This window comes from Pseudoalteromonas sp. GB56, assembly GCF_054923835.1.
Map to the genome: position 1 here is coordinate 641,483 of NZ_JBPCHK010000003.1, position 15,145 is coordinate 656,627.

General features: G+C 44.9%; 11 protein-coding genes. 6 read left to right on the forward strand and 5 right to left on the reverse strand.

Features of this window, described 5'->3' with window-relative positions; genetic code table 11:
* Nucleotide 1 precedes the first annotated feature (1 nt).
* Both ACH19P_RS18260 and ACH19P_RS18265 read left to right on the forward strand, forming a co-directional pair.
* Nucleotides 2–433, forward strand: a complete 432-nt coding sequence (locus ACH19P_RS18260) for a hypothetical protein (protein WP_462160046.1) — start codon at nucleotides 2–4, stop codon at nucleotides 431–433.
* 17 nt (nucleotides 434–450) lie between these two features.
* A complete protein-coding gene (locus ACH19P_RS18265) occupies nucleotides 451–600 on the forward strand; it encodes a hypothetical protein (protein WP_462160047.1) in 150 nt (49 codons plus the stop codon).
* Nucleotides 601–891: 291 nt separating this feature from the next.
* Here ACH19P_RS18265 and ACH19P_RS18270 read toward each other — a convergent pair whose 3' ends face one another.
* The gene (locus ACH19P_RS18270) at nucleotides 892–2,496 is read right to left on the reverse strand and encodes an isocitrate lyase (RefSeq protein WP_462160048.1); all 1,605 of its coding nucleotides are present in this window, start codon (nucleotides 2,494–2,496) and stop codon (nucleotides 892–894) included.
* Nucleotides 2,497–2,709: 213 nt separating this feature from the next.
* On the opposite strand from ACH19P_RS18270, the gene ACH19P_RS18275 reads away from it, so the two are divergent.
* Nucleotides 2,710–4,881, forward strand: coding sequence for a malate synthase G (locus tag ACH19P_RS18275; RefSeq protein ID WP_462160049.1), 2,172 nt, complete (start codon nucleotides 2,710–2,712; stop codon nucleotides 4,879–4,881).
* A gap of 107 nt (nucleotides 4,882–4,988) precedes the next feature.
* On the opposite strand, the gene ACH19P_RS18280 is transcribed toward ACH19P_RS18275, so the two are convergent.
* The 4 genes from ACH19P_RS18280 to ACH19P_RS18295 form a co-directional block, all read right to left on the reverse strand.
* Nucleotides 4,989–5,714, reverse strand: a complete 726-nt coding sequence (locus ACH19P_RS18280) for a YebC/PmpR family DNA-binding transcriptional regulator (protein WP_462160050.1) — start codon at nucleotides 5,712–5,714, stop codon at nucleotides 4,989–4,991.
* 120 nt (nucleotides 5,715–5,834) lie between these two features.
* Nucleotides 5,835–6,425, reverse strand: a complete 591-nt coding sequence (locus ACH19P_RS18285; RefSeq protein WP_462160051.1) for an HAD family hydrolase — start codon at nucleotides 6,423–6,425, stop codon at nucleotides 5,835–5,837.
* A gap of 269 nt (nucleotides 6,426–6,694) precedes the next feature.
* Nucleotides 6,695–7,183 carry a DUF6702 family protein gene (locus ACH19P_RS18290; RefSeq protein WP_462160202.1) on the reverse strand — a complete coding sequence of 163 codons (489 nt, stop codon included), beginning with the start codon at nucleotides 7,181–7,183 and terminating at the stop codon, nucleotides 6,695–6,697.
* Nucleotides 7,184–7,206: 23 nt separating this feature from the next.
* Nucleotides 7,207–9,636, reverse strand: coding sequence for a M1 family metallopeptidase (locus tag ACH19P_RS18295; protein ID WP_462160052.1), 2,430 nt, complete (start codon nucleotides 9,634–9,636; stop codon nucleotides 7,207–7,209).
* A 337-nt stretch (nucleotides 9,637–9,973) separates the two neighbouring features.
* Between ACH19P_RS18295 and ACH19P_RS18300 the strand changes: the two genes are divergently transcribed.
* The 3 genes from ACH19P_RS18300 (at nucleotide 9,974) to ACH19P_RS18310 (ending at nucleotide 15,144) form a co-directional block, all read left to right on the forward strand.
* A complete protein-coding gene (locus ACH19P_RS18300; protein ID WP_462160053.1) occupies nucleotides 9,974–10,213 on the forward strand; it encodes a hypothetical protein in 240 nt (79 codons plus the stop codon).
* A gap of 61 nt (nucleotides 10,214–10,274) precedes the next feature.
* Entirely contained in the window at nucleotides 10,275–11,492 is a 1,218-nt protein-coding gene (locus ACH19P_RS18305; protein WP_462160054.1) for an exonuclease SbcCD subunit D, read from the forward strand.
* Nucleotides 11,482–15,144: an AAA family ATPase gene (locus ACH19P_RS18310; RefSeq protein WP_462160056.1), complete on the forward strand. Its 3,663-nt coding sequence runs from the start codon at nucleotides 11,482–11,484 to the stop codon at nucleotides 15,142–15,144. Before ACH19P_RS18305 ends, ACH19P_RS18310 begins: the two co-directional genes overlap by 11 nt.
* Nucleotide 15,145 lies beyond the last annotated feature (1 nt).

A 15,145-nucleotide genomic window follows, 5' to 3' on the forward strand; every position in this document is an offset into this window, starting at 1 on the left:
TATGTTTGCGATACTTACGGATCATCATAATTTAAGCCGCGCTTTTGCTCGTTTAAGCATGCTTGAAGCCATTCGCGTGAAGCGTAATCTGGATCAGGTTTTTACTGACTTAAAAATGCCTTCCGATGAGCTTATCCGCAAGATGCGCGAAGAAGGCTTATTAACTGACGCATATGCGCCATTGCAAAAGCCAAATCATGGCACTTCTGAATCGGTTTTGCAGAATCATTTATCGCAGCTTTTTCTTGATTATCACAAGTTGAAACAGGCTTTAGAGACGCTTAGCTTAGCCCAAAAAGTGGCATTTAAAGAGACCGTAGATATTGTTGTAAACGCGCTTAATTTACCCTCTGAATCACTCACTGAAATGATGGCAAATGAAGGCGTGACTGTGGATGCTATCGTTCCTGAAATCCTCAACAACAGCAATTAGACGCTGTGCGAGCACGTTTGAACAAAGCAGCAAAAGCAGAACATGTTGACACGCAAAGCATACGTGCACGTCTCAATGCGCTAGCTGAGCCTCAAGGTGACAGCCCAAAGCGAGAGAGTCATGATGAGCAAAGCTCTGTTGTACCATTGAGACGTAATCAAGCTTAAATGTTCTGTACTATTTCACCGTATTATTAAGATATATGTAACAAGGCCATCATCGAGTTGATGGCCTTGTTACTTTTGGCATATGCCTAAGTTAGTAAAAATTTGTTCTGTGATCGTCTGGCCAGTTAGTAAAAACGTGCTTTGAACATGGAAATGATATCAAGACAGTTAGTAAAATTTTGTTCTGTGATGCGAAATCAACGTCATTTTGGCGGCTGAACCTTAGCTGGTAAAAATCTGATCCCACAAAAAAGGGCCCGTTTGGGCCCTATAGATTGCAACACACTTTGATTAGAACTGGTTCATGGTATTGGCTTCACCACCGGCTTTGAGTGCATTTTCACCAGAGAAATACTCTTTGTGCGTATCACCCATGTTCGAGCCAGCTAAGTCTTGGTGTTTAACCGATGCTTGTTCGCGGCGAATTTCTTGGCGTTGGACATCGCGTACGTAGGCAAGCATTCCTAAATCACCGAAGTAGCCCTCAGCTAAGATATCAGTGCTTAGCGCTGCTGTGTGGTAAGTCGGTAGCGTGATAAGGTGGTGGAAAATGCCTGCTTCACGTGCACCGTCGCGTTGGAAGTTCTGTACTGCGCGGTCTGCTTCTTTAGCTAGTTCAGAGTTATCTAGGCTCGCATCCATCAGCACTTTTGCATCGTGTGTTGGATCTGGGTAGGTACTCAAGTCACGGCCTTCTTGTTGCCACTGAGCATACACTTGCTCACGGAATTTCAGTGTCCAGTTAAATGATGGTGAGTTATTGTAGACAAGCTTCGCGTTCGGCACCTGTTCACGTACACGGTTTACGAGTTCAGCGATTTGCGCAACATTCGGCTTTTCTGTTTCAATCCACAGTAAGTCAGCACCATGTTGTAAGCTGGTTACGCAATCTAATACCACGCGGTCTTTTTCTGTGCCTTCTCGGAATTGATACAAGCCGTTATCTAGACGAACCGGTTTACACAGTTTGCCGCCTAGTTTAATCGCCATCTCGTTGTCCTCGAGGTCATCGGCGCTGTTAATTGGTTGAGCATCTAAGAAGCTGATGTATTGGCTAGCTAGGTCTCCAGGCTCTTTACTGACAGGGATTTTTTGCGTCAAACTCGCGCCCAAAGAATCTGTACGCGCCACGATAATGCCGTCTTCCACGCCTAGTTCTAAGAACGCATAACGTACAGCATTGATTTTCGCTAAGAAGTCTTCATGAGGCACGGTTACTTTACCTGCTTGGTGACCACATTGTTTTGCATCCGATACTTGGTTTTCGATTTGAATCGCGCACGCTCCTGCTTCAATCATCTTTTTAGCAAGCAGGTAAGTGGCTTCTTCGTTACCAAAACCTGCATCGATGTCAGCAATAATTGGCACTACGTGAGTTTCGAAATTGTCGATTTGTGCTTCAATAGCACTGGTATCAGCACCCTTTTTACGTGCAGCATCGAGGTCTCTGTATAAGTGATCCAGCTCACGTGCATCTGCTTGTTTTAAAAAGGTATAGATCTCTTCAATTAGCGCTGGCACAGAGGTTTTCTCATGCATACTTTGGTCTGGCAATGGACCAAACTCAGAACGCAGTGCTGCCACCATCCAACCGCTCAGATATACATAGCTACGCTTAGTTGTTTTCTGATGACGCTTAATGGCCATCATCATCTGCTGGGCTGTAAAGCCATGCCAACAACCTAGAGACTGCGTGTATTTGCTAGAATCTGCATCGTAAGCATCCATGTCTTCACGCATCACTTTTGCGGTGTACTTCGCAATATCCAAACCCGTTTTAAAGCGGTTTTGAAGTTGCATACGTGCGGCAAATTCCGGGCTGATAGTGCCCCAGGCTGCGCCATTTTGTTGACATAAAGTTGCTAGGTTATCGATCTGTGCGTTGTAATGTTTCATTGTGCGTATCCTTTGAACGAGTAACGGTTATGTGTTGCGTCAACGAATGTGAGAGGTTGCCGCGTCGTATTTTTAAACTAGGCGTTTTTTTCGTGATTTATTAAATTTATAGTTGTTATTACCACTATATTTTTTGTGAATGGCTTTGCTGTTCACATTCATGAATTTTCGTTTACAGTGAAATAACAACTTGTTCGTTTAAAGGAATTGTTCATGACACAGCGCATCTCTCACAGCGGCTTGTCTATTGACGCATGCCTGCATGAGTTTGTAACTCAAGAGGTACTGCCGCATACGCCTATCGACTCTGATACCTTGTTCCAGGGTGTGGCCGATATCATCAAACGCTTGACGCCTATCAATCGAGCCTTATTGGCCAAGCGCGATACCCTTCAAACACAGATTGATGCCTACTATCAGAGCAATAACGAACATAACCTGGATGAATATACCTCGTTCCTTAAAGAGATTGGCTATTTGGTCGAGTCGCCAGAGCACGTCACCATAGAAACCAAAGATGTAGACGCTGAAATTGCCACCATGGCTGGCCCGCAGCTAGTGGTGCCAGTGAGTAACGCACGCTTTGCCCTCAATGCGGCTAATGCACGTTGGGGCTCGTTATACGACGCGTTATATGGCAGCGACGTGATTGGTGAAGACGATGGTGCTGAGCAAGGCGGAGAATATAACCCAGTACGTGGTTTTAAAGTCATGGCATTTGCTCGTCAATTCCTCGATGAGACCTTACCTTTGAGTAGCGGTTCGCACATTGAGAGTACTGAGTACGCCATTAATAATGGCGAGTTGGTGGTGACGCTAGGCGACTCGCAACAGGTTACGCTCGCTGATAAGTCTCAACTCGTTGGTTATCAAGGTCAGCCTCAGCGCCCAAGTGAGCTGTTGTTTAAACACAATGGGTTGCACTTCATTCTAGCTATTAACCCGCATCACCGTATCGGACGGGACGATAAAGCCGGCATTAAAGACATCATCATGGAGGCGGCACTCACCACCATCATGGATTGCGAAGATTCGGTTGCAGCGGTTGATGGTGAAGACAAAACCAATGTGTACCGTAATTGGTTTGGGCTGATGATGGGGCAACTGAGATGCCAGTTCAAAAAGGGCGATGAAGTACTTACACGTACGTTAAATCCAGATCATCATTTTACCAGCGTGGAAGGTTCGCAAATAACGCTACATGGACGCAGTCTGATGTTCGTTCGCAACGTGGGCCATTTGATGACGAATCCGGCCATCCTAGACTGTGATGGTAATGAAGTGTTTGAAGGTATTATGGATGCCATCTTCACATCCTTGTGTGCCTTGCCTGAATTCTTGGGTAAGAGTGATCTTAAAAATTCTCGCGCCAATAGCATTTATATCGTTAAACCCAAGATGCATGGTCCCGAAGAGGTCGCTTTTACTGACCAATTATTTACAGAAGTAGAGAGATTACTGGGTCTACCAGCGTTCACATTGAAAATGGGGATTATGGATGAAGAACGCAGAACATCAGTGAACTTGAAGGCCTGTATTGCTAACGCTAAAAACCGAGTTGTGTTTATTAATACAGGTTTCCTTGATAGAACCGGCGATGAAATTCACACAGCGATGGAAGCGGGTATTGTATTGCCAAAGGCTAAGATTAAAGAGCAAGCTTGGATTGATGCTTATGAAAAGCGTAATGTTGCCATTGGTCTTGAATGTGGTCTCAGTGGTAAGGCGCAAATAGGTAAAGGCATGTGGCCGATGCCCGATAAGCTCGCGCTGATGATGGAACAAAAGATTGGCCATGTAAATTCGGGAGCGAATACCGCTTGGGTGCCCTCCCCTACTGCCGCTACTTTGCACGCGCTGCATTATCACCAAAAAGATGTGTTTGCAGTGCAAAAAACTATTCCGCTTTTGGCTGGTAATTCATTGGCTGCGTTATTGACGCCGCCAATTGATAATCAGCAACACTTAAGCCCTGAGGATATCCAACTCGAATTAGACAACAATGCACAAGGTATTTTAGGTTACGTAGTACGTTGGGTAGAACAAGGAGTTGGTTGCTCTAAAGTGCCGGATATCAACAATGTGGGGTTAATGGAAGACAGAGCGACACTGCGTATTTCTAGTCAACATATCGCGAACTGGTTACGTCATAATGTGTGCTCAACGGAGCAAGTTACTAAGACGATGAAACGTATGGCTAAGGTTGTCGATGAGCAAAACGCAGCTGATGCGAATTATTTGCCTATGGCTAAAGATGAGCAATCACTGTCGCACAGCTTCGCATTCAGAGCTGCGATGGATTTAGTGTTTAAAGGGTGTGAGCAACCAAGCGGTTACACTGAGCCTCTGCTCCATCATTACCGTCGATTATTCAAAGAGTCCTAATTGTGTAAAGCCCCTTTACACAGAAAAGCCGGATGAATATCCGGCTTTTTTTATGCTTGGATTTAAATCCAACTGATTGATTTAAATCCTTTTATTAGTGCTGATTGTTATTTATCAACAATCGCATTGTGATAAACGTTTTGTACGTCATCACAGTCTTCTAGCATATTAATGAATTTTTCAAAGTTAGCGATATCGTCTTCGTTAGTGATTTCGATGTGCGTTTGCGGCACAAAGGTGATTTCATCTACTTCGAAATTAATACCTTCAAACGCTTCTGTCAGCGCAGTTTTTGCTTTGAAGTACTCAGTGTGAGGTGCGAATACAGAAACCTTGCCATCTTCTAGCTCAACGTCTGTAACGTCCACATCTGCCATCATAAGTGCTTCTAACACAGCTTCGTCATCGTCGCCTTCGAAGCCAAGAATCGCGAGGTGATCAAACATGTGCGCAACACAACCTGGGCTACCAATTTTTGAATCTGTTTTGGTAAATGGAAGTCGTACGTCTTTAATAGTACGGTTAGGGTTGTCAGTTAGGCAATCAACGATAACCATACAGTTACCTGGACCATAACCTTCATAACGTGCCGCTGAGTAATCTTCACCCGCACCACCTGCTGCCTTTTCGATTGCTTTGTCGATAACGTGCGCAGGAACCTGATCTTTTTTCGCTTTGTCGATCAAACGACGTAGAGAAAGGTTAGTGTCTGGGTCAGCACCGCCATTTTTTGCAATGACGTAGATTTCTTTACCGTATTTTGAGTTTACTTTTGTTTTTGCCGCGGCTGTCTTCGCCATGGCGTTTTTACGAACTTCAAACGCTCTGCCCATTTTCAATCTCTCAAGTTTGAATATTATTTCTGCGAAGGATTTTAACAATTCAAGGCTAATTGGGCTAGTACCATGTTTTTATAAATCGTCAACCTAGCTAGACGAAATTACAAAACGAGTCTATTTAACATAATCTTGGAAAAGTGCGGGAAGTTCACTGAAGCACTTAATGATGTAGTCCGCCCTATGCGCATATTCCGGAAGGCTATCTGGCGCGTAGAAGCAGGCCTGCATACTTGCATTGTGCGCCGCTTCTATATCGTAGCGAAAGTCGCCGACGTAAAGTAATTGTTGAGGTGCAATTTGCCATTGCTGGGCTATCTGCAATAACGCACTCGGGTCCGGTTTCGCAGGCGCGTCATCTCGTGTCAAAATAAGATCGATGGGCAAAGGGTTACGTGCGACTTTTATTTGTGTTGCTTGTTGGCAGTTGCGCGTGACGATGGCCATTGGAATCTGACGATGAAATAACGCTGTCACCGATTTCTCAACCTGTGGCAATAATTGTGCTTGATGTGCGTCAGCCAGTTCATGATCGAGAATAATTTGCTCTGCGCGCAACTGCCCTGCCCTATCTTGGCGCGCGACAAATTCAAGAATGTCTTCGTGTGGGTGGCAATTGATTTGCTCCCTGATATTGGCGAAATTTAAGTTTGAGCTAAACAGCGTGCCATCCATGTCAAAAATCACGCCTTTGAGCGAATTATTCATTGTAAGTTGCATCTCACTATTGGTTGTTGGTCTGTGCTAGATACGTAATAGTCGTGATGAAAGCACAATAATACCACGCAATTTAAATTGCTAATTATTCTAGCTGTAGCGGGTTGAATGCCTAAATCTATATTCAAGACCATTGGTATAACACTGTTGAAAAGAATACACGTTGATTATTGCTGTGGATGAAGGGGGACGGTAAAAAACGCGCACACCGACATCATCCCTGATGTGCACGTCGGTTGGGGGAGCCTTAGATGCTAGCCTTAAAAAGTGACTGTATGCCACTGATTTTCTTGGTCAAAATACACAGTGCGCACCTTGCCCTGCCCTTCTATATTGACCATGTTTACTTGTGTAGGCCATAGTTCTTGTAAGGCGCCATGGCTCATCTGTAAGCCAGTGAGTGTCTGTTTAGGCATGGCTGCCTCTTGGTATACCCAAAAGAACTTACCATCGACTTCAAAGCCTACATTTTTCAGTGGCATTGATTCACTTTGGGGCGTTTTGATGGCGACATGCTGTGCCACATAATCCGCGAACTGTTGTTGATCTGATTTGGAATTGAGCATATCCGCCTGTTTGCCAACAATATGCTCTATAGCATGCTCAGTGTCGTGTAGATAAAAGCGATGCATCAACTCGATATTGTGAGTGCGTTTATTAAAGAGCACGGTGGTGACCGAACTCTTTAATTGATGCGCAAGGCTTGCGCTGCTAAATAGCAGCGCACTAACAGCAACAACAGCAGGCAATATCACTTGTTTTATTGCGTGCATTATTGCTCTTGCTCCTCATCTTTTTTCACGTCTTTAAGCTCTGTTTTGATGTCGTGCATAATGTCACGCTTCACCTTGTCTTTGCTCTCTTTACGCTTGTAAGTCTCGATACGCGATTCCATGATGCGACGCGGGTAATAGTTGTTCGATACGTCCACATCAGCCGTCTCCCAGCCTGGATCAATTGCAATGCTAGCGATTTCCTTGTCCTTATCGGTAACGATAAGCTTCTCAACATTACGACTGTTACGGCGCCAAATTTCCGCTGGAATATAACGTTCTTCTACAGTGCCATCTGCGTAAGTGAGCTCGAGTAGAATTGGCATCACCAGACCACCTAGGTTGCTAAATTGCAGCACATAGTAGTTTTTGTCTTCCGCCACCGCTCTATCAAGCGTGCGCTTTTCCCATGGGTCGAGCTTACTCAGCATTTTCTGATAGCTGTTGCGCTCTTTGTTGGTGACGGTGAAACGGTCGTTTTCATCGTAGAAGTCGGTGATATCCTTGTTCTTATCAATCCAAAGCTCACGGCCTTCTCGCTTGTTACGTTCAACAAACAATGAAGATGGCTTATTCATTTCAATTTCACGTAATCGGTTGAAATCAATATCTGGATTCATGGTATCTAGGCGAAGCTTGTATACCTTGTCTAGGGAAATATCCACGTGATCAGTGCTGTAGAACCAGCCGCGCCAGAACCAATCAAGGTCAACGCCCGATGCCTCTTCCATGGTACGGAAGAAATCGGCCGGTGTTGGGCGTTTGTACTTCCAGCGGTTAGCGTATTCTTTGAAGGCAAAGTCAAATAACTCACGGCCTAGAATCACTTCTCGAAGAATGTTCAACGCCGCTGCTGGTTTAGTATAAGCATTTGGACCCAAGCGCAAAACACTGTCTGATTGCGTCATAATGGGCACCTGGTGCTCAGATTTCATGTATTCAACAATATCGCGAGGCTCAACACCCCAAGGAATGTTAGGATCCCACTCACGACCGGCAACGCCATCGAGGAAGCTATTCAAGCCTTCATCCATCCACGTCCATTGACGCTCATCGGAGTTGACTATCATAGGGAAATAAATGTGACCTACTTCGTGGATAACAACGCCGATGAGAAAGCGTTTTTCTGCTTGCGAATAGGTGCGCGTACCATCATCACGAAGCTCCGTACGTGGGCCGTTAAAGGTGATCATTGGGTATTCCATACCGCCCACAGGACCATTGACTGACTGCGCCACTGGGTAAGGGTAATCGAACGAATAACGTGAGTACACTTCCATGGTGTGGATCACTGACTCCGTTGAGTACTTCTTCCACAGATCCCCACCCTCTTTCGGATAGAAAGACATCGCCATCACAAGAGGTTGCTCGCTACCACCTTGTTGATAACCTTTAGCGTCCCACATGAATTTACGCGATGACGCCCATGCAAAGTCACGCACATTATCCGCTTTAAAGTGCCATGTTTTTGTGTCTTCAGTGCCTGCTTTTTCGTTTTCTAAGGCTTCCTCTTCAGTCACGATAAAGACAGGTCGCTCTGCTGTTTTTGCTTTCTCCAAGCGTTTACGTTGCGCTGAAGTAAGCACTGAGCGTGCGTTTTCCAGTGTGCCCGTAGAAGACACAATGTGATCCGCAGGAACGGTGATTTCAACATCGTAGTCACCAAATTCAAGAGTGAATTCACCGCTGCCTAAAAAGGCTTTATTGGTCCATGCTTCATAGTCAGTGTATGCCGCAAGACGCGGGAACCATTGCGCCATTAAAAAGATGTCATTGCCATCTTTCTCGAAGTGCTCATAACCGTTGCGTGCGCCGACCGCGTCTTCTTCAATAATGTTGAAGTTGAAGTCCATGGCGAATTCAACGCTTTTGCCAGGGCGCAGTGGCTCGTTCAAGTCAATACGCATCAAGGTATCCACTATCGTGGCTTTTAACTCTTTGCCACTGCCGTCTTTAATATTGCTAACAACAAAACCGGGTTCATTGTCGGCAAGAAATTGCATGCGACGAAGTTGTGACAAGCTTAATTTGCTTGCCTTGCCGATAGGCTGAGCTTCAAGGCCTGAGTTAAAGGTTTTGGTGCGTTCGGCAATGGAGTCGGCTTTAAAAATATTTTGGTCTAACTGTAACCACAAGTAACGAAGCGTATGCGGAGAATTGTTTTTGTACTCAATGCGCTGTGAGGCGCTAATACGGCGATTTTTTTCGTCTAGGGTTACGTCGATATCATAATCAACTTTTTGCTGCCAATAACGCTCTCCAGGCTCACCTGCGGCGCTACGGTAGATATTTGGAGTGGGAAGTGTTTCATCTAACTGGCGAAACTTGTCTTCATAACTGCCTTTTGTTTGCGAAATGCTTGCTAAAGCACTTTGGCTTAACAGCGCCAATGCCCCGACTGCTAGGGCGGTACCTTTGTATTTATACATGACTTTTTTTAATCGCTAATTCAGGAGCAACAATGTTGCAAAAGTAATCAATCGGTGCAATGAGAACGCGACAAAATGCAGCGCGATGCGGTCAATAGCTGGCCAAATTTAAGTTTGACTAACAACACGGTGTAAAGGGGGTTGCCAGTGAGGCAGGAAAATAACCTCTACGGGGGTTGAAATTGAGGGCTAATTAATTTTAGAATCCCCCACTTTTTTAATTCGTGAACAATAAAACAGGGACAACAATAGGCGTGTTGGCACACTTATTGTTACATAAAGTAAGCGAAGGGAAGCTCACTAGATTCGCACATAGCAGAGTAAAATTGGTGGTGCTATGGATTTTTATGTCCTCAAAAAGAACGACGAGTTAATTGCGATCCCTGCCGATGAGCAGCATTGCAAGCAATACCTAGACAATGGTTATTTTTACATTGATAAGGTTGCGGCGTGTGATGAAACCACGGCTATTCGTCGAACCAAGTCCCAATATCAACGTGGTATTCGCGTGCCGTTGATGGCGATAGCCGTTGCCATCCCTGTATTAATTATCAGTTGGTGGCAGTTCACCCACTAACACTCTGTCTCCATCATATCCATGATATAGTGAGCGCATCAGAAGTTAATAATTCTAATTCATGCGCTTACTTCACACTTCAGATTGGCACTTAGGACAGCTCTTTTATGAGCACGAGCGTTACGATGAGCATCAAGCATTTTTGGCATGGCTGCTAACACAATTAGATGAGCAAGCGATTGATGTTTTGCTTATTAGTGGTGATATCTATCACAACGCTAATCCACCTACCCGTGCTGAAAGTCAATTTTATCAATTTATTAAATCTGCAAAGGCAGCCTGCCCTGACTTGCATATAGTGGTGATTGCGGGTAATCACGATTCTGCTAAACGTATCACTACGGCCAAGCCCCTGCTCGCTCAATTTGATACTCATGTTGTTGGCCACTTTGAATTCCAACATCCTGAGAATTGTTTAGTTCAAATTGATGTTGGCCAAGAACAACTCGCTATTCTCGCCCTACCCTATTTACGGGCGTGCGATATCACTAACGTAAAGCAAAGCTACAGCGTATCAGTTCAACAGGCTTATCAAGCCATTTTGACCTCTAAAACGTTGCCAGAGCGTGCAAAAGTTGTGGTTATGGGGCATTTACATGCACGTGGCGCGGCCGTCAGTGAAGACTCTGAGCGTGCTTTGGTCATAGGGGGTGAAGATGCTATCGGCGCAGATGTGTTCCCCCAACAAGCTGACTATGTTGCACTGGGTCACTTGCACAAAGCGCAAAGCGTGAATGGTAATGAATGTATTCGCTACAGCGGAACGCCATTTGCAATGTCATTTTCAGAAAAAAATTATAAACATCAATGTGTTATTGTTAATTTAAATGACAATGAAACAGTCGATGTAAACCCCCTTTACATTCCCAAATTTAAACATCTGCATATTGTTCCAGACAAACAACTGTCAACGCTGCAAGAAGTGTGTGCCCAGATCAAGGCTCTGCCCGAAGGTGAGGAACATACAGGTTACATCCGCGTTCGCTTGTCGAGTAAGGAAATGGCGCCCGATTTTAGAGCGCAAATAGACAAAGCATTGACCGGGAAATCCTTACTTTTTTGTGGCATTGAGCGCGTACGTCAAGAGGCAGATAAAACAGCAGAAGAACTAGAGTTAAAAGATTTACATGAAATTGAGCGCCTAGACGCTAATCGACTGTTGGAATTGGCGGTTAATGACCACCCCGAATTATTAGAAAAAGACGTGACGGAAGAAGTCAAAGCACTATTTAGCAAACTGGTGTCAGATATTGAACAGGAGCGCGTGGATGAAAATTAATCGCCTCCAAATACATAATTTGGCGTCCCTAGTGGAAGCAGATATCGATTTCAGCCAATCTCCCCTGAGTGATACAGGGTTATTTGCCATTACGGGTGATACAGGAGCAGGTAAAAGCACACTGTTAGATGCGTTGTGTTTGGCGTTGTATGACAAAACAGCGCGACTGAGCAATGAAAGCACACAGAAGATAGACTTCAATGGTGACAACGTGCGCCTCAACGATCCTCGGCATTTGTTGCGTCGTGGAACAGGAGCAGGTTGGGTAAAAGTTGATTTTATTGCGATCGATGGCAAAGAGTATCGCGCTTTTTGGCAGGTCACTCGAGCCAGAAAAAAAGCACAAGGAAGATTACAGGCCCCGACTCATGCGCTTTATGCGATGCCGGATGAAGCCTTAGTGACTGATGCTAAGTCAGAAACTAAAAAAGTCATTGAACGTCTTGTAGGACTTAACTTCGAGCAATTCTCCCGTGCGGTTATGTTGGCACAAAATGAGTTTGCAGCATTTCTTCGTGCGCAGGGTGACGAACGTGCTGCTCTGCTCGAGCGTTTAAGTGGTACACAAAAATATTCGCTTGTTGGCCAACGCGTGTTTGAGGGATACAAAACTAAGTTAAATGAAGTTGAATTATTCCAACAAACTATGAACGCAGTGCACTTGCTCAGTGAAGAGGAAGAAGCAGAATTACATGGGGCATTGAGTAAAGAAAAAGAGGCCCAAGCGCAACGTAAAGCCCAAATTGACGCACTTGCGCATCAGGTTACTTGGTTCAACAACGAGCGCGTGTTAACTGACGAGTTAAGTCATTTAACTGAGCAAATCAATAACACTAAGGCGCAGCTTGCTCACTCTGAACATGAGTTTGCAGATGCTAAACGTATCGCTGCCTGTTGGCAGATAGAAGAGACTGTATTAAGCGCAAAGCGTGCAACTGGGCGTCTGGTTGAGCAACAGCAACGCATAGAGATACTAAAAGACAGTGCTACTGAGCAACGCGTTGAAGAAGCCAGAGCGCTACTACAAGCTAGTCAAAATAAGGCGAGCGAATCGCAACAAGAATTGACTACTTTAAAGCCCCGCCTAAACCAAGCCATCGAAATTGATTTGAAATGGGTTCAGGCTCACGGTGCTATGGAAAAAATGCGAATTGAGCGAGCCGAACTTGAGCGCACGACACGTTTAATCACTAGCAGTAACCTCTCTCTAGAGCGTGAAATTGCAGATTTAAATGAGCAACTAAACAAAGCACAGAAAAAATATGCATCGCAACCTTGGCTAGCCGAGTTAGTAAAAAATTGGTCTCACTATCAACATCTGTGGTCAGGTATCGCCTTGTTTCATAACCACAGTGCGAAAAAAAATGGCCAGTTACAAGAAGTTAAGTCTGCTTTGGATGTTGCTGCTCAATCATCGATTGAAATAGAACAGACACTAAATGGTGTGCGAGCACAGCGCGACTTATTGATGCAACAAATCGAAGAAGCGCAAAGCCAAACACAAGGGCGCTCGGCAACACAGTTGCAATCACAGTTAGCTATGTGGCGCCAAAGCTTGGAAAATTATCGCGCATGGCTCGCTGTTCAAACACAAGAAAATGAACTGCGCTCACATTTAGATGCGTTAACGCAACAGCAAAGTGATTACCACGCGAAGCTCAATGACTTATTGCCACAGCAAGCTTCTTTGGAACAAAGTGTTGTGCAGACACAGCATGCTCTGCAGCAGGTACAATTAAGGGCGAGCGAAGAGATCACTGATTTACGTACTCAGTTACAAGACTCAGAACCTTGCATGGTGTGCGGCTCTACAACGCATCCATATGCTCAACACGGCAGTGAATCTAGTGCTTTTAAAGCTCTGCTACAGGATTTTGAACAGCAATTACAGCGCGATAAAGCAATGCTGGATCAGCATTTAACTAACTGTAATGACTTGCGAACATCCATTCGTGTAGGCGAGCAGCGCATTGCTACGGTAGAGGAAAATCTTGCAAAAATAGGGCTGCAATCGAACCAACTTATCGAACGCTTGCATCAATTTTGTGAGTCTATTGAGATAGATAGCTTGAGCGATCACTATTTTACTAACCATATTACTGAGCTTGAACATGATGCATTACGGATGCAATCAGTTGAAGAGCAGTTAGTAAAATTGCGATTTGAGCAAAGTCAGATTGCGAAGTCCGAAGCGCTTTTGCAATCTCAGTATGGGCAAACCCAGCAACATTATCAGCAATTACAAATGCAATATCAGCGTTTGAGTGATGAGCTATCCAGCGAGCAGAAGCAAGTCAATGAGTCTGTCGCGCATGTGCAGCAGGTTTTTGCAGACGCGCCTTGGTGGCAAAATAATATCGAGGTTCTTGCAAAACAATGGCCTGCGCTGGAGCAAGATAAGTTAGCTTATGAACAAAATCTGTATCAAATAACAGCAATTGAACAAAGTCTAAGTGATGCATCAAAACTTCGGGATCAGAATTTTACTAAGTTAGAGAGCCACACTGAACAGGGCAAAAAACTAGATAAACAGATCGCTGACTGGCAAAGCCAGATCACTATTTTACTAACTAATAGAAACGAATTAGTGAACGAAACAGACGACCCCAAGCGCTTATTAGAATTGTTAGAACTGACTTCGCGCCAAGCGCAGCAAGCGTTAATGCAAGCACAGCAAGTAGTGCAAGAGAAACAAAGCCAACTTGAGCTGGAACGCAAAGAACACGAGCACTTAGTAAAAAATTGTTCTCAGTTACACGCAGACATTAAAGAGCTCGAAATAAGTGTTAGTCAATGGATTGAAAGCAAGCGCACCGAGGGTATTGAACTTACACGTGCACAGATCACCGAATTACTAACTCGCGACAAAGAAGTTGTTAAGCAAATTCAGTTGCGCGAAGTGCAATTGCAGCAAAGCCTCATTAAGTTTGAGGCGCAATCCGAGCAGACGGCGAATAAACTGGCAGCCCACAAAGCTAATCAGCCGCAACAAAGTGAAGATGGATTGGTCGCACAAAAATTAGAACTTGAACAGGCGCAGGAACAGGCCCAGCAAGCGCTAACATTATTAGTTGCTAAGCTCGAAAATCATCAGCAGAACCTTCGCCAGTTAGCCGACAAAGCCACACAGCTACAGGCATTACAAAGTCAGTTAGCGATTTGGAGCACGCTGAATACAGCACTTGGTGACGCGCAAGGTAAGCGTTTACGCAACCTAGTACAAAGCCAAACCTTGGCCATTTTGCTCGCGTATGCGAATCAGCATCTGCGCACGCTATCAAAACGCTATCGTCTCACTCGCATCGCCGGCACGCTTGATATTGCCATTATCGATCAAGATATGGCGGACGAACAGCGCAGTGTTAATACACTCTCCGGTGGCGAGTCTTTCTTGGTGTCGTTGGCGCTTGCATTAGGTTTAGCGTCCTTGTCTTCTAACAAAGTTAAAATTGAGTCCTTGTTTATCGATGAGGGTTTTGGCACTTTGGACGCTGAAACTCTTAATATTGCTATGGATGCGCTTGATAACCTGCAAGCCCAAGGACGTAAAGTGGGAGTCATATCACACATTGCCCAATTAACTGAACGTGTAGCGACGCAGATCAAGGTGAAGAAGCGCCCCGGTGGGTATTCTGAGGTTGTGTGTGAGTAAA

Bases quoted from the DNA above. Each gene is read 5' to 3' on its own strand.
- ACH19P_RS18260 (WP_462160046.1), top strand. From the start codon at position 2: ATGTTTGCGATACTTACGGATCATCATAATTTAAGCCGCGCTTTTGCT.
- ACH19P_RS18270 (WP_462160048.1), bottom strand. From the start codon at position 2,496: ATGAAACATTACAACGCACAGATCGATAACCTAGCAACTTTATGTCAA.
- ACH19P_RS18275 (WP_462160049.1), top strand. From the start codon at position 2,710: ATGACACAGCGCATCTCTCACAGCGGCTTGTCTATTGACGCATGCCTG.
- ACH19P_RS18280 (WP_462160050.1), bottom strand. From the start codon at position 5,714: ATGGGCAGAGCGTTTGAAGTTCGTAAAAACGCCATGGCGAAGACAGCC.
- ACH19P_RS18285 (WP_462160051.1), bottom strand. From the start codon at position 6,425: ATGAATAATTCGCTCAAAGGCGTGATTTTTGACATGGATGGCACGCTG.
- ACH19P_RS18295 (WP_462160052.1), bottom strand. From the start codon at position 9,636: ATGTATAAATACAAAGGTACCGCCCTAGCAGTCGGGGCATTGGCGCTG.
- ACH19P_RS18300 (WP_462160053.1), top strand. From the start codon at position 9,974: ATGGATTTTTATGTCCTCAAAAAGAACGACGAGTTAATTGCGATCCCT.
- ACH19P_RS18305 (WP_462160054.1), top strand. From the start codon at position 10,275: ATGCGCTTACTTCACACTTCAGATTGGCACTTAGGACAGCTCTTTTAT.
- ACH19P_RS18310 (WP_462160056.1), top strand. From the start codon at position 11,482: ATGAAAATTAATCGCCTCCAAATACATAATTTGGCGTCCCTAGTGGAA.